The sequence below is a fragment of the Ensifer sp. Root127 genome, from assembly GCF_001425225.1.
Lineage (GTDB): Bacteria > Pseudomonadota > Alphaproteobacteria > Rhizobiales > Rhizobiaceae > Ensifer > Ensifer canadensis.
On sequence record NZ_LMDX01000002.1, the window covers coordinates 125717 to 150315 of the forward strand.

23 protein-coding genes and 1 pseudogene are annotated in these 24599 nt (G+C 62.7%); 12 read left to right on the top strand and 12 right to left on the bottom strand.

What is annotated here, in order from left to right; all coding sequences use genetic code 11:
* Positions 1-81: 81 nt before the first annotated feature.
* A complete protein-coding gene (locus ASD03_RS07345; protein ID WP_025428007.1) occupies positions 82-1140 on the bottom strand; it encodes an LLM class flavin-dependent oxidoreductase in 1059 nt (352 codons plus the stop codon).
* A gap of 231 nt (positions 1141-1371) precedes the next feature.
* On the bottom strand, positions 1372-2859 hold the full coding sequence (gene glpK, locus ASD03_RS07350; RefSeq protein ID WP_025428008.1) for a glycerol kinase GlpK: 1488 nt from the start codon (positions 2857-2859) through the stop codon (positions 1372-1374).
* A 264-nt stretch (positions 2860-3123) separates the two neighbouring features.
* Here glpK and ASD03_RS07355 point away from each other — a divergent pair, with 264 nt between their 5' ends.
* The 3 genes from ASD03_RS07355 to xdhB all read left to right on the top strand — a co-directional run bounded on the left by ASD03_RS07355 (position 3124) and on the right by xdhB (position 7851).
* Positions 3124-3900, top strand: a complete 777-nt coding sequence (locus ASD03_RS07355) for a 3-hydroxybutyrate dehydrogenase (RefSeq protein WP_025428009.1) — start codon at positions 3124-3126, stop codon at positions 3898-3900.
* A gap of 118 nt (positions 3901-4018) precedes the next feature.
* Positions 4019-5509, top strand: coding sequence for a xanthine dehydrogenase small subunit (xdhA, locus tag ASD03_RS07360; RefSeq protein ID WP_057212608.1), 1491 nt, complete (start codon positions 4019-4021; stop codon positions 5507-5509).
* A 2-nt stretch (positions 5510-5511) separates the two neighbouring features.
* Positions 5512-7851: a xanthine dehydrogenase molybdopterin binding subunit gene (xdhB, locus tag ASD03_RS07365; RefSeq protein ID WP_025428011.1), complete on the top strand. Its 2340-nt coding sequence runs from the start codon at positions 5512-5514 to the stop codon at positions 7849-7851.
* 52 nt (positions 7852-7903) lie between these two features.
* On the opposite strand, the gene ASD03_RS07370 is transcribed toward xdhB, so the two are convergent.
* A complete protein-coding gene (locus ASD03_RS07370) occupies positions 7904-8092 on the bottom strand; it encodes a hypothetical protein (protein WP_128090423.1) in 189 nt (62 codons plus the stop codon).
* Between the two features lie 162 nt (positions 8093-8254).
* Between ASD03_RS07370 and ASD03_RS07375 the strand changes: the two genes are divergently transcribed.
* The 4 genes from ASD03_RS07375 (at position 8255) to ASD03_RS07390 (ending at position 13223) form a co-directional block, all read left to right on the top strand.
* Positions 8255-9196 carry a LysR substrate-binding domain-containing protein gene (locus ASD03_RS07375; protein ID WP_057212610.1) on the top strand — a complete coding sequence of 314 codons (942 nt, stop codon included), beginning with the start codon at positions 8255-8257 and terminating at the stop codon, positions 9194-9196.
* A gap of 158 nt (positions 9197-9354) precedes the next feature.
* On the top strand, positions 9355-10593 hold the full coding sequence (puuD, locus tag ASD03_RS07380) for a urate hydroxylase PuuD (protein WP_025428014.1): 1239 nt from the start codon (positions 9355-9357) through the stop codon (positions 10591-10593).
* Positions 10590-11906, top strand: coding sequence for a guanine deaminase (gene guaD / locus ASD03_RS07385; protein ID WP_057212593.1), 1317 nt, complete (start codon positions 10590-10592; stop codon positions 11904-11906). Before puuD ends, guaD begins: the two co-directional genes overlap by 4 nt.
* Before the next feature lie 180 nt (positions 11907-12086).
* Positions 12087-13223, top strand: coding sequence for an alpha-hydroxy acid oxidase (locus ASD03_RS07390; protein ID WP_025428016.1), 1137 nt, complete (start codon positions 12087-12089; stop codon positions 13221-13223).
* 289 nt (positions 13224-13512) lie between these two features.
* On the opposite strand, the gene ASD03_RS07395 is transcribed toward ASD03_RS07390, so the two are convergent.
* The 6 genes from ASD03_RS07395 to ASD03_RS07420 all read right to left on the bottom strand — a co-directional run bounded on the left by ASD03_RS07395 (position 13513) and on the right by ASD03_RS07420 (position 17280).
* Positions 13513-13899: a VOC family protein gene (locus ASD03_RS07395; protein ID WP_025428017.1), complete on the bottom strand. Its 387-nt coding sequence runs from the start codon at positions 13897-13899 to the stop codon at positions 13513-13515.
* A gap of 99 nt (positions 13900-13998) precedes the next feature.
* Positions 13999-14361 (bottom strand): hydroxyisourate hydrolase, encoded by a 363-nt coding sequence (gene uraH / locus ASD03_RS07400; protein WP_025428018.1) that lies wholly within the window; start codon positions 14359-14361, stop codon positions 13999-14001.
* Between the two features lie 13 nt (positions 14362-14374).
* Positions 14375-14872 carry an ureidoglycolate lyase gene (locus tag ASD03_RS07405; RefSeq protein WP_025428019.1) on the bottom strand — a complete coding sequence of 166 codons (498 nt, stop codon included), beginning with the start codon at positions 14870-14872 and terminating at the stop codon, positions 14375-14377.
* A gap of 96 nt (positions 14873-14968) precedes the next feature.
* Positions 14969-15472, bottom strand: a complete 504-nt coding sequence (gene uraD, locus ASD03_RS07410; RefSeq protein WP_025428020.1) for a 2-oxo-4-hydroxy-4-carboxy-5-ureidoimidazoline decarboxylase — start codon at positions 15470-15472, stop codon at positions 14969-14971.
* Positions 15472-16401: an allantoinase PuuE gene (gene puuE / locus ASD03_RS07415; RefSeq protein WP_025428021.1), complete on the bottom strand. Its 930-nt coding sequence runs from the start codon at positions 16399-16401 to the stop codon at positions 15472-15474. Before puuE ends, uraD begins: the two co-directional genes overlap by 1 nt.
* 78 nt (positions 16402-16479) lie before the next feature.
* Positions 16480-17280, bottom strand: coding sequence for a DUF1045 domain-containing protein (locus ASD03_RS07420; protein WP_025428022.1), 801 nt, complete (start codon positions 17278-17280; stop codon positions 16480-16482).
* 278 nt (positions 17281-17558) lie between these two features.
* Here ASD03_RS07420 and ASD03_RS07425 point away from each other — a divergent pair, with 278 nt between their 5' ends.
* Positions 17559-17948 carry a PRC-barrel domain-containing protein gene (locus ASD03_RS07425; RefSeq protein WP_025428023.1) on the top strand — a complete coding sequence of 130 codons (390 nt, stop codon included), beginning with the start codon at positions 17559-17561 and terminating at the stop codon, positions 17946-17948.
* A 65-nt stretch (positions 17949-18013) separates the two neighbouring features.
* On the opposite strand, the gene ASD03_RS07430 is transcribed toward ASD03_RS07425, so the two are convergent.
* Positions 18014-19156, bottom strand: coding sequence for an FAD-binding oxidoreductase (locus tag ASD03_RS07430; protein ID WP_025428024.1), 1143 nt, complete (start codon positions 19154-19156; stop codon positions 18014-18016).
* Between the two features lie 38 nt (positions 19157-19194).
* Here ASD03_RS07430 and mnmD point away from each other — a divergent pair, with 38 nt between their 5' ends.
* Positions 19195-19914 carry a tRNA (5-methylaminomethyl-2-thiouridine)(34)-methyltransferase MnmD gene (gene mnmD / locus ASD03_RS07435; protein ID WP_025428025.1) on the top strand — a complete coding sequence of 240 codons (720 nt, stop codon included), beginning with the start codon at positions 19195-19197 and terminating at the stop codon, positions 19912-19914.
* A 135-nt stretch (positions 19915-20049) separates the two neighbouring features.
* Positions 20050-21636, top strand: coding sequence for a trimethylamine methyltransferase family protein (locus ASD03_RS07440; RefSeq protein ID WP_057205777.1), 1587 nt, complete (start codon positions 20050-20052; stop codon positions 21634-21636).
* A gap of 108 nt (positions 21637-21744) precedes the next feature.
* Here ASD03_RS07440 and ASD03_RS07445 read toward each other — a convergent pair whose 3' ends face one another.
* Both ASD03_RS07445 and ASD03_RS07450 read right to left on the bottom strand, forming a co-directional pair.
* The gene (locus ASD03_RS07445) at positions 21745-22194 is read right to left on the bottom strand and encodes a host attachment protein (protein ID WP_025428027.1); all 450 of its coding nucleotides are present in this window, start codon (positions 22192-22194) and stop codon (positions 21745-21747) included.
* 121 nt (positions 22195-22315) lie between these two features.
* The gene (locus tag ASD03_RS07450; RefSeq protein ID WP_057212595.1) at positions 22316-22990 is read right to left on the bottom strand and encodes a YafY family protein; all 675 of its coding nucleotides are present in this window, start codon (positions 22988-22990) and stop codon (positions 22316-22318) included.
* A gap of 96 nt (positions 22991-23086) precedes the next feature.
* On the opposite strand from ASD03_RS07450, the gene ASD03_RS07455 reads away from it, so the two are divergent.
* Positions 23087-23386, top strand: coding sequence for a hypothetical protein (locus ASD03_RS07455; protein ID WP_057212598.1), 300 nt, complete (start codon positions 23087-23089; stop codon positions 23384-23386).
* A 19-nt stretch (positions 23387-23405) separates the two neighbouring features.
* Positions 23406-24510 (top strand): annotated as a pseudogene (locus ASD03_RS07460) (DNA alkylation repair protein).
* The last annotated feature ends 89 nt before the right edge of the window (positions 24511-24599 follow it).

Below are 24599 nucleotides of genomic sequence, written 5' to 3' on the forward strand. Positions count from 1 at the left end.
CTCGCTTTCGTGCCCACATGTAGCCGGTCGGTGCCGGATTTTCCAGCGCCGACAAGCGAGACATGAACGGCCTGTGGCGGCTCAGGCCGAAACGGTCTGTCCGGCCCCCTGCTCGGCAAGCGCCTTGCGCACCAGCGGCGCGACCTTGGTGCCGTAGAGTTCGATGCCGCGCATGATCTGGGCATGCGGCATCGGGCCGATCGCCATCTGCAGCAGGAAGCGGTCGTTGCGGAAGAGCTTCCAGTTCTCGACGATCTTCTCCGCCACGGTTTCGGGGTCGCCGAGGAAGAGATTGCCGGCAGGGCTGCGCGCCTGGTCGAAATGCGCCCGGTTCGTCGGCCCCCAGCCGCGCTCCCGGCCGATGCGGTTCATCACCTCGGCCTGCGGGCGATAAAACTGGTCAGCGGCAAGATCGGTCGTATCGGCGATGAAGCCATGGACATTGATGCTGGTCTTCAGCTTTGCCGGATCCTGGCCGGCACGACGGGCGGCCTCGCGATAAAGATCGAACAGCGGAGCGAACCGGCGCGGCTCTCCGCCGATGATCGCAAGTGCCACCGGCAGCCCGAGGGCACCGGCACGGGCAACCGACTGCGGCGTGCCGCCGACGGCGATCCACAGCGGCAGCACCTCCTGCAGCGGACGCGGATAGACGCCGCGATCGCTGATCGCAGGGCGCATCTCGCCCGCCCAGGAGACCTTTTCCGCTTCGCGCAGCGCCATCAACAGGTCGAGCTTTTCGGCAAAGAGCTGGTCGTAATCGTCGAGCGACTGACCGAAGAGCGGGAAGGACTCGATGAACGAGCCGCGCCCGGCCATGATTTCGGCCCGGCCGTTGGAGAGAAGGTCGAGCGTGGAAAACTGCTGGAACACGCGCACCGGGTCGTCCGAGCTCAGCACCGTCACGGCACTCGTCAGCCTTATGGTCTTCGTCCTCGCGGCGGCTGCCGCAAGGATGACGGCTGGTGCCGAGGCTGCATAATCAGGGCGGTGATGTTCGCCAAGGCCAAAGACATCGAGGCCGACCTGATCTGCCAGTTCGATCTCTTCCAGCAAATTGGCAAGCCGACGCTGGCCTTCCCGGCCCTTGTCGGCAGCGTTCGGATCGACATCCGCAAATGTGTAAAGCCCGAGTTCCATGATGCCCATCCTATCGTTGTTCTACCGACAGATAGTTGGCCCCGGCGAAAGCAGCAAATGCGCGTCCGGGAAACACTGTGTTTCCCGGATGATGCCAAACGGCGCTTGGATCAAGCCAAGGGTCCGGGGCGAGAGCGTTTCCGGTTTAAGCGGAGTCGCAGAAACGCTCTATCTCCTTGTTTTTACGCATTTCCTGACGGAAAACCGCTTCGCACTTTTCCTGGAAATGCTCTAGGTCAGCGTGCGCTTGACCGCATTGCGCCAGCCCTTGAGCTTCGTCTTGCGCGTCGCTTCGTCCATCGCCGGCTCGAAACGGCGATCGCGCGCCCAGGACTTGGCGAACTCCTCCTGCTTCGGCCAGACGCCGGCGCGGCTGCCGGCGAGCCAGGCAACGCCGAGCGCCGTCGTCTCGAGGATGGTCGGCCGGTCGACCGGCGCATCGAGGAGGTCGGAAAGCCGCTGCATCGTCCAGTCCGAGACGACCATGCCGCCGTCGACGCGCAACACGGTTTCCTTGCCGTTGCTGCGCCAGTCCTTGTGCATGGCTTCGAGCAGATCGCGCGTCTGGTAGCAGACCGCTTCGAGCGCGGCACGCGCAAACTCGGCGGGCCCGGTGTTGCGGGTCATGCCGAAGATCGCGCCGCGAGCGTCGGGATCCCAATGCGGCGCACCGAGACCGGTGAAGGCCGGGACGAGGTAAACCTCCTGCGACGGGTCGGCGCCTTCGGCAAGCGTGCCGGTGTCCGGAGCCGCCTTGATGACCTTCAGGCCGTCGCGCAGCCACTGCACCGCCGCGCCGGCAACGAAGATCGAGCCTTCGAGCGCATAGGTGGTTTCGCCATCCAGCCGGTAGGCAATGGTGGTGAGCAGCCGGTTCTTCGAGCGCACCATGTCCTTGCCGGTGTTGAGCAATGCGAAGCAGCCCGTGCCGTAGGTCGATTTCAGCATGCCCGGCTTGAAGCAGGCCTGGCCGATGGTGGCGGCCTGCTGGTCGCCGGCAACACCGAGGATCGGGATCGCCGTGCCGAAGCGCTCCTTGTCGGTGACGCCGAAATCGGCGGCGCAGTCCTTCACCTCCGGCAACATGGCGCGGGGAACGCGCAGGATGTCGAGCAACTCGTCGTCCCAGGCATTGTCGGCGATGTTGTAGAGCAGCGTGCGCGAGGCGTTGGTCGCATCGGTGACGAAGGACTTTCCGCCTGTCAGCCGCCAGATCAGGAAAGTATCGATCGTGCCGAAGCAAAGCTCGCCCTTGGCAGCTCTGGCCTGGGCGCCCTTCACATTCGACAGCAGCCAGTTGAGTTTGGTGCCGGAGAAATAGGGATCGAGCAGCAAACCGGTCTTCTTGGTGAAGGTCTTTTCGAGACCCTGTTTCTTCAGCTTGTCGCAATAGGCTGATGTGCGGCGGTCCTGCCAGACGATGGCGTTGTGGATCGGCTTGCCGGTTTCGCGATCCCAGACCACCACCGTTTCGCGCTGGTTGGTGATGCCGATGCCGGCGATATCGCTTGGGGAGATCCCCGCCTTCCTGATCGCCTCGTTGACGGTGACGACGACGCTATCCCAGATTTCCTCCGGATCGTGCTCGACCCAGCCGGATTTCGGAAAGTGCTGCCTGAATTCCTTCTGGTCGAGGCCTGCTACCTGCTGCTTGCCGTCGAAGACGATCGCCCGGCTCGATGTCGTGCCCTGATCGATCGCGAGAATATATCCGCCCATATGCCCCTCCCCGGCCTCACATCACGTGTCTCGACGCCCTTCCTCTTGGGCGTGGCGTCCATTTCGAAAAACTTCAATACGATGGCAAAACGAATGTCAAACGAAAACAAAACGCAAGAAATCGTGACAAGGCCTCCCGCCGCAACTCTGCGTCGGCGGCCTGAAAAACACAATTGTCACCTCAGCGGTTTTACGCGTAGGTTGACGCTGTTGCGCCGCAAAAAACGGGCAAGATCAGCGGCGCTGCAAAGGGAGAGATCAGGAATGACGAGAACTGCGGTCATCACCGGTTCGACGAGCGGCATCGGCCTTGCCATTGCCAAGGCTTTTGCCAAGGGCGGCGCCAACATCGTCTTGAACGGCTTCGGCACGCCGGACGAAATCAAGGCTGCGACGGACGAAGTCGGGGCGCTCACCACGGGAACGGTCATCTATCACCCGGCCGACATGACGAAGCCGGACGAGATCGCCGACCTGATGGCAACGGCGGCAAAACGCTTCGGCAGCGTCGACATTCTGGTCAACAATGCCGGCGTTCAATATGTCGAGAAGGTCGAGGATTTCCCGGTCGAGCAATGGGACCGGATCATCGCCATCAACCTCTCCTCCTCTTTCCATACCATTCGCGCCGCCCTGCCCGGCATGAAGGCAAAGGGCTGGGGCCGCATCGTCAACATCGCCTCTGCCCACGGGCTCGTCGCCTCGCCGTTCAAATCGGCCTATGTCGCCGCCAAGCACGGCATCATGGGGCTGACAAAGACCGTCGCGCTCGAAGTTGCGGAAAATGGCATCACCGCCAATTCGATCTGCCCGGGTTATGTGCTGACCCCGCTGGTCGAAAAGCAGATCCCGGATCAGGCCCGCACCCGCGGCATCACCGAAGAGCAGGTCATCAACGACGTAATGCTCAAGGGCCAGCCGACCAAGAAATTCATCACCGTCGAGCAGGTAGCGTCGCTCGCCGTCTATCTCGCAAGCGATGATGCGGCGCAGATCACCGGCACGCATGTTTCCATGGACGGCGGCTGGACGGCGCAATAGAGAGCCGCCCGTCCATTGAGACGAGGCGGACGACGCCCTAACTCTATGAAAATGCGCATGGTCCGTCGCCGGGAACGCTTCCGGTTTTTGCGGCCATGCATCAGCAGGAATGAATGGCATGCCTAAGGTTAGGGAACGCAAGGACGACGACAGCATTCGCTTCATCCTCAATGATAGCGAGGTGGCGCTTTCCGACGTCGCGCCGACCGCTACCCTGCTCGACTATCTCAGGCTTGAGCGCCGGCTGACAGGAACCAAGGAAGGCTGCGCGGAGGGCGATTGCGGTGCCTGCACCGTGCTCGTCGGCCGGCTCGCCGGCGAAACGCTGGTCTATGAAAGCGTCAATGCCTGCATCCGCTTCGTCGGATCGTTGCATGCGACCCATGTGGTCACCGTTGAGCATCTCGCCGCCAGGGATGGAACGCTTCATCCCGTGCAGCAGGCGATGGTCGATTTCCATGGCTCACAATGCGGCTTCTGCACGCCCGGCTTCGTCATGTCGCTTTATGGCCTCTGGCTTTCGAACGACAATCCCAGCCGGGCCGACATCGAAAAGGCGCTGCAAGGCAACCTTTGTCGCTGCACCGGCTACGAGCCGATCGTCAAGGCGGCCGAGGCCGCCGCAAGCGCGCGGCCTTCTGCTATCTTCGATCCGATCACGGCTGCGCGCGAGGCCACCATCGCCCGCCTCAAGGCGCTTCAACCCGAGAAAACGATCACCGTCCGCCACGGTGAAAGCTGTCTGATCATGCCGGCGGATGCCACCGGCCTCGCGACCGCTCTTGCCGAGCACAAAGGCGCGACGGTGGTTGCCGGCGCCACCGATGTCGGCCTCTGGGTCACCAAGCAGATGCGTCCGATCGATCCCGTCGTCTTCATCAACGGCATCGCCGAACTGCAGCGCATCGAGGAAAGCGACGGCGGCCTGACCATTGGTGCCGGCGTCAGCTATTCAGCCGCCTTTGCAGCGCTCAGCAAAGCCTATCCAGCCTTCGGCCGGTTGATCGACCGTATCGGCGGCGAACAGGTGCGCAACATGGGCACGATCGGCGGGAACATCGCCAACGGTTCGCCGATCGGCGACAGTCCACCGCCCCTGATCGTGCTGGGGGCAACTGTCACGCTGCGCTCGACGGAAGGGACGCGCACGCTGCCGCTTGAAGATTTCTTCATCGCCTACGGCAAGCAGGACCGCAAAGCCGGCGAATTCGTCGAGAGCGTCTTCGTGCCCGCGCTGCCGGCGGGTGAGCTGTTTGCGGCCTACAAGCTCTCCAAGCGCCGCGACGAGGACATTTCCGCATTACTCGGCGCCTTCCGCATTTCGCTTGACGGCAACCGGGTAGAGACCGCCCGCATCGCCTTTGGCGGCATGGCCGGCACGCCGAAACGCGCTGCAACCGTCGAGGCCGCGCTCATCGGCAAGCCCTGGACCGAGGAAACGGTGCGCGCCGCTCAGGCAGCCTTCGAGGCCGACTATCAGCCCTTGAGCGATTGGCGCGCCACCAGCACCTATCGCATGCTGGCGGCGAAGAACCTGCTGATGCGCTTTTTCCTGGAAAGTGGCGGCCAGCCGGCGGAGCTCGTGCGCTACGCGGCGGGAGAGAGGTAATCATGGACAAGTCGACCTTCGAAGAACGCAAGGCGATCAAGGGGCAGATGCATTCGCACCAGCGCCATGACAGCGCCCACAAGCACGTGACCGGCACCGCCGATTACATCGACGACATGCCGGAACCGGCGGGCACGCTGCACGGTGCGCTGGGGATGACCGACCGCGCCCACGCCGAAATCACCGCCATGGACCTCTCGGCCGTCGCCGCGGCGGCCGGCGTCGTCTGCGTGCTGACGGCGAGCGACATGCCGCATTCCAACGATATCAGCCCCAGCCACCTGCATGACGAGCCGGTGCTTGCCGACGGCATCGTGCAGTTCCACGGCCAGCCGGCCTTTGCCGTCATCGCCGAGACGCGCGACATCGCCCGTCGTGCTGCCCGGCTGGCGAAGATCAGCTATCGCGACCTGGCGCATTTCACCGATATCACCGATGCGGTAGCCCATGGCGGCGAGCTCGTCACCCAGCCCCTGACCTTGCAGCGGGGCGATGCCGACGCTGAACTGGAAAAGGCGCCGCGCCGGCTGAAGGGCCGGATGCGCATCGGCGGCCAGGAGCACTTCTACCTCGAAGGCCATATCGCCCTTGCCATTCCCGGCGAGGACGACGAGGTCACCGTCTGGTCGTCGACCCAGCACCCAAGCGAAATCCAGCACATGGTCTCGCACGTGCTCGGCGTTCCCTCCAATGCGGTCACGGTCAATGTGCGCCGCATGGGCGGCGGCTTCGGCGGCAAGGAAACGCAGGGCAACCAGTTCGCAGCCCTTGCAGCCGTGGCGGCGAAAAAGCTCGGCCGTGCGGTCAAGTTTCGCCCCGACCGCGACGAGGACATGACCGCCACCGGCAAGCGTCACGACTTCCTCGTCGACTACGATGTCGGCTTCGACGAGGAAGGCCGCATCCACGCCGTTCACGCCAATTACGCTGCGCGCTGCGGCTACTCCTCCGATCTCTCCGGACCGGTGACCGACCGCGCGCTGTTCCACGCAGACAGCTCCTACTTCTACCCGCATGTAAAACTGACGTCGCAGCCGCTGAAGACGAACACCGTCTCCAACACCGCCTATCGCGGCTTCGGTGGCCCGCAAGGCATGGTCGGCGGCGAGCGCATGATCGAAGAGATCGCCTACGCTCTCGGCAAGGATCCGCTCGAGATCCGCAAGCTCAATTTCTACGGCGAGAAGGGTTCCGGCCGGGATATCACCCCTTACCACCAGCAGGTCGAAGACAACATCATCGCCCGGATCGTCGCCGAGCTTGAAGTCGACGCCGATTACCAGGCGCGCCGCATGGCCATTATCGAGTTCAACCGTGCGAGCCGTGTCATTCGCAAGGGCATCGCGCTGACGCCGGTGAAGTTCGGCATCTCCTTCACCATGACCGCATTTAACCAGGCCGGCGCCCTCGTGCACATCTATCAGGATGGCTCGATCCACCTGAACCACGGCGGCACGGAAATGGGCCAGGGCCTTTATGTGAAGGTCGCGCAGGTCATCGCCGACAGCTTCCAGGTCGATCTCGACCGCGTGCGCGTCACCGCGACCACGACCGGCAAGGTCCCCAACACCTCGGCGACCGCTGCATCGTCCGGCTCCGACCTCAATGGCATGGCCGCCTTCGATGCGGCGCGCCAGATCAAGGAACGGCTCGTCGCCTTTGCAGCCGAGCGCTGGCAGACGACGGCGGAAAACGTCACTTTCGTTCCCGATCACGTGAAGATCGGCGAAGAACTGGTACCCTTCCCGGAATTCATCAAGCTTGCCTATACGGCGCGCGTGCAGCTTTCGGCCGCCGGCTTCTACAAGACGCCGAAAATCCATTGGGACCGCGCGACCGGACGGGGAACGCCCTTCTACTACTTCGCCTATGGCGCCTCGGTGTCGGAAGTATCTGTTGATACGCTGACCGGCGAATACATGGTCGATCGCGTCGACGTGCTGCACGATGTCGGCCGCTCGCTCAATCCGGCGATCGACCTTGGCCAGATCGAAGGCGGTTTCGTCCAGGGCATGGGATGGCTGACAACGGAGGAGCTGTGGTGGGACGACAAGGGCCGACTGCGCACGCACGCACCCTCGACCTACAAGATCCCGCTCGCCTCGGACCGGCCGAAGATCTTCAACGTCAAACTGGCCGAGTGGTCGGAAAATGCGGAAAAGACCATCGGGCGGTCAAAGGCCGTGGGCGAACCGCCCTTCATGCTGCCGATCTCCGTGCTCGAGGCGCTGTCGATGGCGGTGGCGAGCGTTGCCGATTATCGCGAATGCCCGCGCCTTGATGCGCCGGCGACGCCGGAGCGCGTGCTGATGGCCGTCGAACGCCTTCGACAATCGTCTTGATTGATGACATCGCCGCGCATCCCGTTCGACGCGCGGCGTGTGAGAGCTCCGGTCAGATCCGGGGCAGCTCGTCGATGTTGACGAGGCGGTGCGCGTCGGCCTGCGCCTCGACATCGTCCCCATAGGGGCCACGGCCATCCATGAAACCCATGTCTCTTTTGATATGGTCGGACAGCGCATTGACGTCGAGCACCGGCTTGGCGACAACGGCACGGCCAAACAGGGTGGACGTGAGCCGCACGACCGCATCCAGCGAAAGAAGCGGTTTTCTTTCAGTATGTTCGATAACGTCGCAAGTCATTTTGAGCACCTGTTCGTCTTGGGAAGTTGACTTGCAGGATGCCGTGGAAGAGGATTGAGTTCCAATCGAACATCCGTCTGCATGCATCAAGAGAACTTATCCATGAAGATGTCCAAGCAGTTTCCGCTGAATGCGTTGAGGGTCTTCGAAGCCGTCGCCCGGCTCGGCAGTTTTACCAAGGCCGGCGAGGAGCTGGGCATGACCCAGACCGCCGTCAGCTACCAGGTCAAGCTGATCGAGGAGAGCGTCGGCGAGCCCTTGTTCCTGCGCCGCCCACGCCAGATCGCGTTGACCGATGTCGGCCAGCGGCTGGCGCCACGGGTCACCGAAGCCTTCGAGATGCTGCAGGAGGCCGTCTCCTCAGCGCGCGGCGATATCGACAGCACACTGTTGATCAGCTCGACCCCGACCTTCGCCTCGCAATGGCTCGCCCGCAACATCGGCTCGTTTCAGCTCGCCCACCCCACCATCGCCGTGCGCCTGGACACCAACGACAACCTCGTCGATTTTGCCAAGGAACCCACGGATCTCGCCATCCGCTCCGGCGCCGGCGTCTGGCCGGGCCTCGACACACATCCGCTGATGCGCGTCGAGTTCAGCCCGATGCTGAGCCCGGCACTCGCCGAAACCGTTGGCGGCATCCGCGAGCCGCGTGATCTCCTGAAGCTCAGGATCATCGATGCCGGCGACCCCTGGTGGCGGATCTGGTTTTCGGCCGCCGGCGTCGACGATCCGGATCTCGAGGGCCGCCCGACAAGCCGGCTCGGCGCGCAATCCTTCGAGGCGCGCGCCGCCGTTGCCGGCCAGGGCGTGGCGATCCTGACACCGGAATTCTACGGTGACGACGTAGCGCTTGGCCGGCTCTACCAGCCTTTCGACCTGCGCTGCAGCGACGGCTGCGACTACTGGCTGGCCTACCCGCATGCGCGCCGCAACACCCCGAAGATCCGCATCTTCCGCGACTGGATCCTCAGCGAACTCTGCCCGTCGGTTCAGTTCGGGGCCGATTGGGTAGAAGAGCGCAAGGCGGCTTCCGCGAGCTAGGGTAACCCATTAGAATCCATCAGGTTTATCATTCCGGGTGAATTCACCCCGAAATCGTCCCGATCGCGGCAATTTACGCTTGGAGGCGCATTCGCCCCCTTCCCCAACTCCCGGTTTTTGCGCAAGGTGCGCTGACGGAGAGAATAAAGGGGACCTGAATGTACGAGTTCGCCATCGCCTGGGAATGGCTGGCCTTTGCTGTGCGCTGGCTGCATGTCATTACCGCCATCGCCTGGATCGGCTCATCCTTCTATTTCATCGCGCTCGACCTCGGTCTCGTGAAGCGCGACCACCTGCCTGTTGGAGCCTACGGCGAGGAATGGCAGGTGCATGGCGGTGGCTTCTACCACATCCAGAAATATCTGGTCGCCCCCGCCTCGATGCCCGAGCACCTGACCTGGTTCAAATGGGAATCTTACGTGACGTGGCTTTCGGGCTTCGCCATGCTCTGTCTGGTCTATTACGGCGGTGCCGATCTTTTCCTGATCGATCGCCACGTGCTCGATATCTCGGCAACGTCCGCGATCCTGATCTCGCTCGCCTCGCTCGGCATCGGATGGGTCTTCTATGACCTGCTCTGCAAGTCGCCGCTCGGCAACAACACCTGGGGCCTGATGGCGCTTCTTTATGTGGCGCTGGTGATCATGGCCTGGGGCTATACCCAGGTGTTTACAGGCCGCGCCGCCTTCCTGCATCTGGGCGCTTTCACCGCCACCATCATGTCGGCCAACGTCTTCTTCCTCATCATTCCCAACCAGAAGATCGTCGTTGCCGACCTGATCGCCGGGCGCACGCCCGACCCGAAGCTCGGCGCCCAGGCCAAGCAGCGCTCGCTGCACAACAACTACCTGACCCTGCCGGTCATCTTCTTCATGCTGTCGAACCACTATCCGCTGGCTTTTGCCACCGCCTTCAACTGGATCATCGCGGCGCTGGTGTTCCTGATGGGTGTCACCATCCGGCACTGGTTCAATACGACCCATGCCCGCAAGGGTAGGCCTACCTGGACGTGGCTCGTCACCGTCCTCCTCTTCATCCTGATCATGTGGCTGTCGACCGTGCCGAAGGTGCTGACCGGCGAAGAAAAAGCCGAGGTCGCGCCGGTCTTTGCCCGGTTTGCGGAGAATGCGCATTTCCCCGCCGTCAAGGACGCGATCTCGACCCGCTGTTCCATGTGCCACGCAGCCGAACCGGTCTATGAGGGCATCGCCCGGCCGCCGAAGGGCGTGGTGTTAGAGAGCGATCAGGAGATTGCCGCCCACGCCCGCGAAATCTATATCCAGGCGGGGCGCAGCCATGCCATGCCGCCCGGCAACATAACCGACATGACGACGGACGAGCGCCAGTTGCTGGCAGCCTGGTTCGAAAGCGCCGTCGAGGAAGGCAAGACACAATGACAACGACGCTCATCCGCGGCCGCCTCTTGAGCTTTCACCGCGCGCCAATGGCAATCGAGGACAGCGCCGCCTACACCTATGAAAGCGATGGCGCGCTGCTGGTCGCAGACGGCCGGATCAAAACGTCTGGCACCTACGCGACTGTGAAGGCCGAGGCAGCGGATGATATCGTCGAGATCGATCACCGCCCGCACCTGATCGTGCCGGGCTTCATCGACACGCATCTGCATTTCCCGCAGATGCAGGTGATGGCCTCCTACGCCGCCAACCTGCTGGAATGGCTCAACACCTATACCTTCCCGGAAGAGTGCCGCTTCGTCGAGACCGCCCATGCCGAGCGCATCGCCAGCCGTTTCTTCGACGAAATGGTCCGCCACGGCACGACGACGGCGGCCGCCTATTGCACCGTGCATAAGGCATCCGCCGACGCCTTCTTCGCCGAGGCGCTACGCCGCGACATGCGCATGATCGCCGGCAAGGTGATGATGGACCGCAATGCCCCGCAGGGGTTGCTCGATACGCCGCAGATGGGCTACGACGAGACCCGCGCGGTAATCCGCGACTGGCACGGCAAGGGCCGCAACCATGTCGCCATCACTCCGCGCTTTGCCATCACCTCGACGCCGGAGCAGATGGACGTCGCAAAATCGCTGGTGCATGAGTTTCCCGACCTGCATGTCCAGACACATCTGTCGGAAAACCGCGACGAGATCGCCTTTACCTGCGAACTCTATCCGGAAGCCACCGATTATACCGACGTCTACGCCCGTTATGGGCTGCTTGGGCCGAAGAGCCTGTTCGGCCACTGCATCCACCTCTCAGACCGCGAGGCGGACGTGATGTGCGAGACGGGATCGGTCGCGGTCTTCTGCCCGACATCCAACCTCTTCCTCGGCTCGGGCCTTTTCCCGTTGCGGGCGCTCAACCGGCGCGAAAAGCCGGTACGCACCTCGGTCGCCTCGGATATCGGCGGCGGCACCAGCTATTCGATGCTGAAGACGCTCGACGAGGCCTACAAGATCCTGCAACTGCAGGGCGAGCGGCTGAACCCGTTCGACAGCTTCTTCATGATGACCCGCGGCAACGCCGAGGCGCTGTCGCTGGTCGATCGCATCGGCACGCTCGAGGCCGGCACCGACGCCGACTTCATCGTGCTCAACATGGCGGCAACACCGGCGATGGCGCTGCGCGCCGAAGTGGTCAACTCACTCGCCGATGAACTTTTCCTGCTCCAGACCATGGGCGACGACCGCGCGATCGTCGAGACCTATGTGGCGGGAAAACCGGCCAAGGCGACACTCGCTGCTGCCTGACTTCACCGTCATTGGCAAAGAGGTCAAAAAAATTGACCTCTTTGCGTCCGCGCTATTAACAAGCCTCCGGCAAACATGGTAAGGCCTCGGTAGTCATCCCAAGAGTTGGGTGCGGAAAAGTGTCCGCGGCTTTCCGCCCGCATCCCGCTCTAACCTGTGTTTCAGATGAAGGCCGTTTCCATGACGCAAATCCTCGAAATCAGCGACCTCAAGGCCCTTGCCAAGCGCCGCGTACCGAAGCTCTTCTTCGATTACGCCGACAGCGGCGCCTGGACCGAGGGCACCTATCGCGCCAACGAGGAAGACTTCGCCAAGGTGAAGCTGCGCCAGCGGGTGCTGGTCGACATGACCAACCGCTCGCTGGAAACGACCATGATCGGCCAGAAAGTGTCGATGCCGGTGGCGCTGGCGCCGACGGGGCTGACCGGCATGCAGCACGCCGATGGCGAGATGCTGGCAGCCCAGGCGGCCGAAGCCTTTGGCGTTCCCTTCACGTTGTCGACCATGAGCATCTGCTCAATCGAGGATGTCGCGTCGGTCACAACCAAGCCCTTCTGGTTCCAGCTCTACGTCATGCGCGAGCGCGAGTTCGTGCTGAACCTCATCGACCGGGCCAAGGCCGCCAAGTGCTCGGCACTGGTGCTGACGCTCGACCTGCAGATCCTCGGCCAGCGCCACAAGGACCTGCGCAACAGCCTGTCGGCCCCGCCGAAGCTGACCCCCAAGCATCTCTGGCAGATGGCGACACGTCCCGGCTGGTGCATGAAGATGCTCGGCACCAACCGCCGCACCTTCCGCAATATCGTCGGCCACGCCAAGAGCGTCACCGACCTGTCCTCGCTCGGCGCCTGGACGGCAGAACAGTTCGACCCGCAACTCTCGTGGAAGGACGTCGAATGGATCAAGGAGCGCTGGGGCGGTCCGCTGATCCTGAAGGGCATTCTCGATCCGGAAGACGCCAAGATGGCGGCGGCGACCGGCGCCGACGCGATCATCGTCTCCAACCACGGCGGCCGCCAGCTCGATGGCGCCCATTCCTCGATCAGCATGCTGCCGCGCATCGTCGATGCGGTCGGCCACCAGATCGAGGTGCATCTCGATGGCGGCATCCGCTCCGGCCAGGACGTGCTGAAGGCCGTCGCCATGGGCGCCAAGGGCACCTATATCGGCCGCCCCTTCCTCTACGGCCTCGGCGCCATGGGGAAGGAAGGCGTGACCAAGGCGCTGGAAATCATCCGCAAGGAGATGGACATCACCATGGCGCTCTGCGGCAAGCGCGATATCAACGACGTCAACCGCGACATTCTCGCGGATTGATCGAGCGCGCCAACCGGCGAAGCCGGATTGCCTGAAAAGGGCGGCTTCGCGGCCGGCCTCCAACACGTGTGTGGAATGCCTGCAGTTCCAAATTGGTCGCATAAACTAAACGTATGCGATCGTTTCTTGCGGCGAACCGTCCTTTGAGACGGGCGGTTCAGTCGTAAGCTTCAGGATTGATGCAGGTCGCCTTTACAGCGCCGCGCGTCAAATATGACGCGCAAAGGACGCTGTATCGCTTCAAACTTGTTGCATAATTCTATCCTCAAATCGGATCAGATTTGAGGAATTATGCAGTAGATCCAAGAGTTTGCGGCTCTCCGATCTCTATTGCGTGCCCGTCGGGATCATAAAAACGGAACACCCGCTGTCCCCAGGCTTGCCGCTCAATCGGGTGGATCAGCTCCACCTGCGGCGCAATGCTTTCGAAGGCCGCTTCGATATTCTCATGCTCGAAGTAGAGCAGCAGGTTCCCTCGCCCATAGGGTTCTTCCGCGGGACCGACTTCCCGCCAGACTGTTTGTTCCAGCGAACGACCCTCGTGGATCGCAAAACCGGTCTCGAAGAGAACGAAGTTTCCGAAGTCCTTCAACACCGTCAGACCGAGTGTCTCCCGGTAAAAGTCCCTGGATCGATCGATGTCGCGGACGAAAGGGATCGGATTGATGAAACGCATCGAATTCCCCTCGTGAGTCTCAAAATCGTCTCACACAATCCCGATCAAGGCGACGGTTTTCGACTGAATTTTACGCCGCGAACACTCATCCACCCACGCTCAGCTGCCGCGATAGGTCGAGTAGCCGTAGGGCGAAAGAAGCAGCGGCACGTGATAATGGCTGGCCGGATCGGCAATGCCGAAGCGCAGCGGGATCAGGTCGAGGAAGGCAGGCTCCGGCAGGTCCGCACCGACACGACGAAGATAGTCGCCGGCGTGGAAGACCAACTCGTAGCTGCCCGCCATGAAGCCGATGCCTTCGACCATGGGCCCATCGACGCGTCCGTCGCTGTTGGTATGAACGGTGCGGATCAGTTGCCGCTCGTCGCCTTCGAGCCAAAAGAGGTCGATGCGCAAGCCTTCGGCCGGCGTGCCGAGCGCAGTGTCGAGGACATGGGTGGTCAGGCGGCCGGTGCTGCTCATCGCTGCTCTTCCTTCATATTGCGCTCTCGATGACGAAGGGCTCGTCGTAGACATATTCTTCGAGATTGTTTCCCGGCCCATCCCGATCGACGACGATGAAGTCGCTGACCGCGCCCACCGACATCAGCGGATGGTGCCAGACATTGCGCCCGTAGTTGACGCCCTGCCGCCCGTTCGCCCGGAACACCCGCGGCATTCCCGGTCGGCCCCCCTCGTCTTCGGCAACGACGACGAGCCAGGGCCGGTCCTCGAGCGGCGAAAAGCTCTGGCTGCCGAAGGGGTGTCGCTCCATCATCGCCACCGCGTAAGGAAAGGCGCGCGGCTGGCCGCGAAAGATATTGATGATGACATCGGCACCCTCGCCGACAACATCGGCACGCGCCAGGCCATGGAAGCGTTCGGTGGTCCCGCCATTGATGTACCGCATCGAAGCCGGATCAGCCTCGATGACCGTGCCGAACGGCGCGAAAGCATCCTGCGTCAGGGGTTCGATCGAAAGAATACGCGACATCAGGCCATCGCCCCGCGGTGCTCATTGCCGGCGGCGTCGGCATGGTCCGGTTCGACTGCCCTCGGTAAAGATGAGCGCAGATAGCGAACGGGTATGTCAGGCATTTTCGTCTCCTGGAAGCATGGATTGCAGCCGCAGGCGGGCGATCTTCTCCACCTGCGCACAGGCGGTTTCAAATTCCTCTTCGGTCGAATTGTCAATGCGCCTTTCGAACGAGGCGAGAATATCGTTCTTCGTCAGGCCCTTGACCGCGATGATGAAGGGAAAGCCGAATTTCTGCGTATAGGCCTCGTTCAGCGCCGTGAACCGGGCATGCTCGTCGGCCGAAAGGCGGTCGAGGCCGGCCGACGCCTGCTCCGCCGTCGAGTCCGCCGTCAGCTTGCCGGCGATCGCCAGCTTGCCGGCAAGATCCGGGTGGGCGCGCAGCACCGCCAGCCTTTCGCGCGGCAGACCGGCGCGAAAGGCCTGGCAAAGTGCCGAGTGCACGTTGCCGGCCGAAAGTCCTGTTGCGGCCGCCCGGTCGTAGGCCCGTTCGGCAACCCATGGAGAATGCTCGAACACGCCGCCGAAGCGGCTGACGAAGGCGTCGCGATCGGACATCAGAGAGCCCCTTCCGGCTTGTGGTGTTCATACCAGTGACGGGCGATGTCGATGCGCCGCGGCACCCAGACCTTGTCGTGCGACATGACATAGTCGATGAACCGCGCCAGCGCCGCGGCGCGGCCTGGACGCCCAACGAGGCGGCAGTGCAGGCCGATGTTCATCATCTTGGCGTTGCCTTCCTTGCCCTCCTCATAGAGCACGTCGAACGTGTCTTTGAGATAGGTGAAGAACTGGTCGCCGGAGTTGAAACCCTGGTTCGTCGCAAAGCGCATGTCGTTGGCGTCGAGTGTGTAGGGGATGATCAGATGCGGCTTGTCGGCCGTCAGCCCCGCCACCCAATAGGGCAACTCATCCGCATAGGAATCGGAGGAATAGAGGAACCCGCCCTCTTCGAGAACGAGCTTCAGCGTGTTGCTTGAAGGCTTGCCCTGGTAAAGGCCAAGCGGGCGCTCGCCGGTCAGTTCGGTATGCAGCCGAACGACTTCGCGGATATGCTCGCGCTCCACCTCTTCGGGGAAATCCTTGTATTCGAGCCAGCGCAGGCCGTGGCTGGCGATCTCCCAGCCCGCTTCCTTCATGGCGGCGACCGCTTCGGGATTGCGAGCCATCGCCAACGTCACGCCGTAGACCGTCAACGGCACGTCGCGGCTGGTGAACATGCGCCAGAGCCGCCAGAAACCGGAGCGCGAACCGTACTCATAAATCGATTCCATGTTGAGGTTGCGCTGGCCCTGCCAAGGCTGTGCACCAACGATCTCCGAGAGCAGGCTCTCGGAGGCCAGGTCGCCATCGAGGATGCAGCTTTCGCCGCCCTCTTCATAGTTGAGCACGAACTGCACGGCGATACGCGCATCGCCCGGCCAGTTTGCCTTGGGCGGGTTGCGGCCATAGCCGACGAGGTCACGCGGATAGGAAGTCTCAGACATCAAATCACCCTTCGAATTTTCCGGAACGGTATCACCGCCGACCGGATTGTCGAGACAAAATGACGTCGGTGCAGACGGTTAGCGGCCGGCCATCAGCGAGGCGACCATCCGCGACAGTGGCGGGATAGGGCCTGGCGCAAGCGTCGCCTCGGCTGCCGGCCGCTTGATCCGTTCGGCCCGCTTGGCCGCCGAAATCTTGCCGAGCGGGTGTTGCGAGTGGACGCGCATCGGCGCGCCCGATTCCTGCTCCACGAACAGCGCCAGGCTGCCGATCGTCAGCGGCGGCGCCAGGCATGGTTCGAACAGGTCGCGAAGCGGTGCCTCGATGCTGCGCATCGCGTCCAGATTGAGCGGCCCGGTCAGCATCATGTGAAAGCGATATTCATCCATCACATGAGGATCGCCCCAGCGATGCAGGTTGGAAAATTGCGGCGCCGTCAGCCTGTCGGGGTCGGAGCGCTCGATGTCGTCTTCGCTGAGCGGCGCGCGGAACGCGTCGAATTCCTGGATGATGCTGGCGGCCAGCAGATGCATCGCCGTGCTCGGGATCTGCGGCATCAGTCCCCAGCAGTGGCCGAGCCGGGCCACTTCCAGGCGCTCGATCTCGAACGGCGTCTGGGCGCCGGCAAAATGCATCAGCGCCTTGAGTAGCTGCGCCTCGTCCATATCGGGGTGAAGCCGGAAGGGCGACATCACCACCGCCTGAAAGCCGAAGCGACGCGGGACAGCCGTATGGAAGGCGATCTCGGATGCGGTCAATCCGGAGATCGATGGTAACTCGGTGGGCTCGCCGGAATAGACATTGCGGCCGAGCCAACTGGCGGCAACCGTTGAAAGCGGGTCGGCCATCGGCGGCGTGAAACAAATGGCGTAACGCATGCGCATGCTCCGGAAATCCGTTCTGGCACAGACCCGCGACAATCGATCTCGATCGTCGCCAGGGTGCGCAGGTTCAAAATCTTAGAGCTTCAACAATACCCTCCCCGGGAAGACGCGACGCTCTATTGCCCGCGTCTTAGGTGATTTGCGTGACAGCTTGACGAAGTGGAAGGGGCAATACCACGCGATTACCGTCCGGATCGCGCCCGCAGCTTTTTCGGAACCATCCCACCGACCAGCCGTTCCCCTGAGGTAGCAAACAACGATGGAGAAGAAGCGTGACCTATCACAATGCGAACCTTCAGGACGCCGGGATCAAGGAAACCCATGACCTGATCGCCAGCGACAAGGTTGAAGGCACGAAGGTTTATGGCGCCGACAACAAGCACATCGGCTCGATCGAGCGCGTTATCCTGGAAAAGCGCAGCGGTCGCGTGGCCTATGCCGTGCTCGGGTTCGGCGGTTTTCTCGGCATCGGGGAAGATCACTATCCACTGCCTTGGGCCAAGCTGACCTATGATGAGAACCTCGGCGGCTATCGGACTGATGTGACTCGCGAACAGGTCGAGCGGGCGCCGAAATATCACGGCAACGAGGAATACGACTGGAACAGCGAGAACGGACGCCGGGTCTATGACTATTACGGCGTGCCGCCTTACTGGATGTAAGGATCGGGTTTACGATCGTCCCGACATGGCTCCGCCGATGGCGGGGCCGTTCTTATGCCGCCAGCTTAAAGATGTTTCTCGCGAAGTGCCGCTATGTGATTCTGGCACAAGAAGGATCCCGGAATGTCGATCAACGGCTGGCCGGTGATCTCGTCGACGACGAAGCGCGCGAGGCGGTGGGCGATGCCGAAGCTCACCTTGAAGCCGCCTGTCAGGACCGACAGGTTTTCGTGATCCGGATGGCGCCCGGCGATCGGCTCCCGGCCGGTCGATTTCGGCCGGATGCCGGCCCAGCGCTCGACCACCTCCGCCCCGCGCAAGGACGGGACCAGCGCCTCGGCGCGCACCAGCAGCTCATTCAGCAGTTCATCCGTCGACTGCGGATCGGCATATTTGTTCTCGCTGGTGCTGCCGACCGCGATATGCCCGTCGTCATGGGCGACGATATAGACGCCGTCGGTGAAGATGACGGGCAATTGCGGATCGACATCGGCCAGAAGCAGCGCCGCCTGGCCCTTGACCCCCGTGCCGCTCGGTCCACGGAGAGGTCCCGACAGCGCATCGACGAGCGGAAAGCTGTCGACGCCGGCAGCAACTATGCAATGGCCGAAGGCGATTTCCGTGGCGTCATCGAGTTCGGCGCGGCCCTGGCCCGGATGGATTGCTCGAACGCCCGTCCCCTCGACGATCCGCACGTTCGGCGATTGCGCCAGTGCCGCACGCAGAACCGCCAGCATCTGGCGTGGAGAAAGCCGACCGCCAAGCGTATCGAACACCAATCCGCAAGCCGCCGCCTCGGCACTGAGCCATCCGGACGGCAGCTCGTCGCGCACGTGCCAGAAGAACTGGCGGTCGCCTGCCCGCCAGTTGCGCGTCGCATCCTGCTCGTGGCGAAGAGCGATCTCGCGCAGATGCGGCTTCGCAAGCGGCATGATCCGCCCGCTGCGGCGGTAACCTGCCGAAAGTCCGGTTTCGGCCTCGAGCGTTTCGATCTCGCTTTCGAGCGACACCAGGGCGTCGAACTGGAATTGTTTCTTGGCGTTCCATTTGTCCGGCATGTGCGGCATCAGCGCGCCGAGTATGCCGCCACTGGCGCCGGCCCCGATGCGATGCTCGTCGACCAGTTGCACGTCCATGCCGGTCCGTGCTGCCGTAAGGGCTGCCCAGAGCCCCATGATGCCGCCGCCGACGATCAAAAGTTCGCTCATCGATTGACCTTCTCCGGTGGCGGGATTATCGCCATCGCATGACAGGATCCGCCGCAGAACCGAACCAGCCCCCGGCCCATCAAAGCCTCGATTGGCACGAGGGCGATATGCCCTATTCCAGGGAGTTTGGCGATCATTTTTATTGCCGCACCGACGGTCGGCTCGAATGCGGACATGTGTTCCTCGCCGGCAACGGCCTGCCCGAACGCTGGGCCTCCGGCGGGGCATTCACCATCGGCGAACTGGGCTTCGGCACCGGCCTCAATTTCTGTGAAACCTGGCGGCAATGGAAAGCTACGGCGACCACGGACGGCACGCTGCATTTCGTCAGTTTCGAGCGCTTTCCCATGCAGGCGGAGGAAATCTCCCGCGCCTTGTCCCATTGGCCGGAGATCGACGCCGAACGGCTGGCCCTCACCGATCGCTGGCCGGCAACCAACGACGGCAGGATCGAGATCGATCTTGGCGATGGCGTTCGCCTGACCGTCGTTTGCGGCACAGCACTGGAGGGGCTCGCCCAAGCGAAGGAGCGCTTCGATGCCTGGTTCCTCGATGGTTTTGCACCGTCCCGCAATCCCGACATGTGGTCGGAGGAGCTGATGCGGCTGGTGTTCGACAAGACCGCGGCCGGCGGCAGCTTCTCCACCTATGCCGCCGCCGGCTTCGTTCGCCGCAATCTGCAGGCGGCCGGCTTTGCCGTCGAGAAGCGCAAGGGCTTCGCCGGGAAGCGCGAGATGCTGCGCGGAGACAAGCGCTGAGCGAGGCGAGCAGTCGGCGTCCGCGGGCATTTTGACGGCCTTTACTCCACCAGAGAACTGAACTGTCGCAAATGGCAGGGGCATGACCGCGAAAAATCTGCGACAGAAATCCATCGGCAACGCGGTGGGTTTTTCATGAACGACGATCAGTTTCCGGATGCTGCCACAGGTGAAACTTCCTCAGCCCCGCTCGAGCGGCGACGCCGGCCCGGCGGCCGCAGTGGCGAGCGCACACGAAAATCCTCAGGCGGTAAATATCTCAATCTCGTCAACACCCAGAGCAAATCCTCGGTACTGTCAGAAGACGCGCTCGAGGCGATCCATCAGGCGTCGCTGACGATCCTGGAAGAGATCGGCATGGATGTCATCCTGCCCGAGGCGCGCCAGCGCATGAAGGCAGCGGGCGCCGATATCACCCCCGGCACCGACCGCGTGCGCTTCGATCGCGGGCTGATCATGGAGATGATCGCTTCGGTTCCCTCCTCCTTCACCATGCATGCGCGCAATCCGGCCCGCAACGTCGCGATCGGCGGCAACAATCTGGTCTTCGCCCAGATCGCCAGCGCCCCCTTCGTGGCCGACCGCGAAGGCGGCAGGCGCACCGGCAATCAGGAGGATTTCCGCAAGCTGGTGAAGCTCGCCCAGTCCTACGACATCATCCACACCACCGGCGGCTATCCCGTCGAGCCGGTCGACCTGCACGCATCCGTGCGTCATCTCGACTGCCTCTCCGACATGGTGAAGCTCACCGACAAGGTCTTCCACGTCTATTCGCTCGGCCGCGAGCGGAACACCGACGGCATCGAGATCGCCCGCATCGGTCGCGGCATATCCATGGAGCAGATGGAGCGCGAACCGTCGCTGTTCACCATCATCAACACCTCCTCGCCGCTGCGCCTCGACGGGCCGATGCTGCAGGGCATCATCGAAATGTCGTCGCGCAATCAGGTGGTGGTGGTCACGCCATTTACGCTCGCAGGCGCCATGGCGCCGGTCACGATCGCCGGTGCCCTGGTGCAGCAGAATGCCGAGGCGCTGTGCGGCATCGCCTTCACCCAGATGGTCCGGCGCGGCGCGCCGGTCATGTATGGCGGCTTTACCTCGAATGTCGACATGAAGACGGGCGCACCCGCCTTCGGCACGCCGGAATACATGAAGGCGGTCATTGCCGGCGGCCAGCTCGCCCGCCGCTACAACATTCCCTACCGCACGTCCAACACCAACGCCGCCAATACGCTCGATGCGCAGGCAGCCTACGAGTCCGCGCTATCGCTCTGGGCACTGACGCAAGGCGGCGGCAACTTCGTCATGCATGCGGCCGGCTGGACCGAGGGCGGACTGACCGCCTCGTTCGAAAAATTCATCCTCGACGTCGACATGCTGCAGATGGTGGCGGAATTCCTGACGCCGCTCGATGTCAGCGAGGATGCACTCGGGCTCGACGCGGTGCGCGACGTCGGCCCCGGCGGGCACTACTTCGGCACGCTGCACACGTTGCAACGCTATGAGACAGCGTTCTATTCGCCGATCCTTTCCGACTGGCGCAACTTCGAAACCTGGACGGAGGCGGGCCGGCCGACGACCTATGACCACGCCAACCGTGTCTTCAAGCAGAAGCTCAACGAATACGAACGGCCGCCGCTGGACCCGGCGATCGAAGACGAACTCGACGCCTTCGTTGCAAAACGCAAGGAGGAAGGCGGCGTCCCGACGGATTTCTGACGGGACGCCTTGTTACATCAAGATGCGGCATGCGTATGAGAGCATTTCCGCCCTCTGCCTTACGCATGCCCAGACGGGAAACCGCTAAGCACTTTCCCTGCAAAAGCTTCAGGGATAAACGGCCGAGCGGGCGGTGGCGATCAGTTGCTCGATCGGCACAGTGACGCAGTTGCGGTCGATTTCGGCCACCGTCTTCTGCCTTACATTGGCAGAAAGCAGCTTGCGCAAATCTCCGAGCGTCCTTGGCGCCGCGCAGATCACCAGGCTGTCGAAGGCGTTGTCGTTCAGATAGCCTTCGAGCCTGCTGGCCACATCGACGGCAAAGCGATGCTTTTCCTCGCGTACCGGATCACTGCTGTATTCCATCGCCGACCGGCCATGACCGACGGACGAATGGCTGCGTCCCGGCTTGTCGGCCATGATATCCTGGGCGCGTTTCGGGTCGGTGTGAATAACCTCTTCTTCCGGGTGCTGACGTTCGTCCTTCCGCAGGTTGACGCCCTTGACGAAGCGCGCCGTATTGCCATCCGCGGCCAGTATCCAAGTCCGGTTCTGCACGATTGTCTCCCATGCAATGATGTTGCTCGTGGGCAGGCCAGAATAAGCCCTTAATAGAAACGGATGAAGCCCGATCCGGTTCCATCTTTTCCTCGATCGCGCGCACTTTTACGGTGTCATCCTACATGCGCGAGAGATAGGCGTCGAAGCTGCGCTCTGGTGACGACTGGAAATGATCGCGCTCGAGTTTCATCTCCCGGATGCGATCCACCCGGAAGTCGCGAAAGTCCTGGCGCAGCTCGCACCAGGTGGTCAGCAGCCAGTGATGGCCGAAGACGCTGAGGCCGAGCGGCCAGACGGTGCGCTCCGAGCTCTGATCGGCGAGGCTTTGATAGGCCATGCGCACCTTGCGCTCCTCGGCGATCGCCCGGCGCAGGTCACCCAGCATCGGCGGCGGCTTCGGCTGCAGCGCCGAACGGAAGGCGCGGATCGGGGCGCTGCGCAGCCGCGCCACGTGCTCGGGCGGAAGTCCGTGTTCGATCTTTTCCATGGCCTCGCGCGCGGCCTGCGCCAGCCGGTGGTCGCCAAGCATCTGCACGGCCCGCGCGCCGAAGGCCAGCGCTTCGAGCTGCTCGAAGGTGAAAGCGAGCGGCGGCGCGTCAAAGCTCTCGCGCAGGAGGTATCCGACACCGCGCTCGCCGTCGATCGGCGCACCCGAAGCCATCAGGTGTTCCATGTCGCGGTAGATGGTCCGCCGCGCCACCTCCATCTTGTCGGCGATTTCCTGCGCCGTCATCGTCCGGCCGGTCGCCCGCATGAGCTGGATGATTCGAAACAGCCGGTCGGCAGGTCTCATTCGCGTATTCCCATCGCATGTCGATGTAAGGCTATGGCCATAAGGCTGTCAGTTGCACTGTGCTTTAGTCAAGCGGCAATCAACATGGAGCATGACATGACCACCAAGAGCATCCTCGAACTCGCCGTCTGCATCGTTGTGGACAAGCCCGCGGCCGCAGCCGCGCGCCATCGGGCGATGCAGGCCGTTTCAAACTATCCGGGCTTCATTTCCTGGCGCGCCGTCGGCTCGTGCGAAAAGCCCGACATGCTCGCGGATCTGGTCGAGTGGGAAACGCTCGATGATGCCAGATCGGCAGGCGAACGCGTGCGTCGCGACCCGGATTTCGCCCCTTACATGGCGGCAATCAGCGCGGTAATGCTGATGCAGCATTTTGCTGTCGAACAGCAGATCTGAGCCGGGAGAGTACCGAGAGATGGCGGAGCCACTGAAAAACCTGTTGCATCCGGGCGTCGTCACCGCCATCGCAGACCGCCTGAGCGCGGTCTGCCCGACATTCGACCGCAAAAGGTTCGAGGCGCTTGCCAGCGACAATCTCGAGGCACTGGAACTGATGCAACGATCGCTGCAGATCCGCGATGCGCTCATCGAAACCCCTACCGCAGTCCTTCCCGCAAGCCGCGGCAAAGCTTGGCGATTGTCTGCACACCGACGAGAGGCCCGGCCTCAGCGGCTGGACCCTGTTGCCCGTCAGCCAATATGTCGCCGCACGCGGGCTTGGCGATTTCGAGCTATCGCTGTGGCTGCTGCGCGCTTTGACGCCGCACTTCACCTCCGAGTTCGGTATCCGCGTGTTCATCGACACGGACCAGGAGCGGGCGCTCACGATCATCGGCTCATGGGTAACGGACGCCAATCACCATGTCAGGCGTCTGGCGAGCGAAGGCACCCGCCCGCGCCTGCCCTGGGCAATGCGGCTGCCGAAGCTCATCCGCGATCCCCAGCCGATCCTGCCGATCCTGACGGCCCTCCTCGACGACCCCGAGGACTATGTGCGCCGCTCGGTTGCCAACAGCCTCAACGACATTGCCAAGGATCACCCGGATCTGGTGGCCGGTTTCGTGGCCGAACACATGGTGGGTGCCTCGCCGGAGCGGCAGCAATTGCTGCGCCATGCCTCGCGAACGCTTCTGAAACAGGGACATGAGGCAGCTCTTTCGAACTTCGGCTTTGCCGCACCCGCCGGCATAGACGCAGCCTTCTCGCTCGACCGGTCGGACATCGCGCTCGGCGAAAGCCTCGTCTTCAAGCTTTCGGTCAGGCACACCGCGAAGACCACCCAGAAGATCATGATCGACTACGCCGTACACCACCGCAAAGCGAATGGCACGACCTCGCCCAAGGTGTTCAAGTGGACATCGGCGACGCTGGAGCCGGGCGCGACGATCAGGATCGAAAAGCGTCACGCGATTCGGCCAATCACAACCCGTCGTTACTATTCCGGCACCCATCGCGTGGTGATCCTCGTCAACGGCCAGGAGGCTGCCGACGCCGATTTCGAGCTGTCGGTCGCCGAATAGCCCCCACCTCATTTCGCACCTGCGAAAAGATGGACCTTGACTTTTGGGGCCAAAACGACGACATGGACGCAGCGTCACCTTCAGGCCGC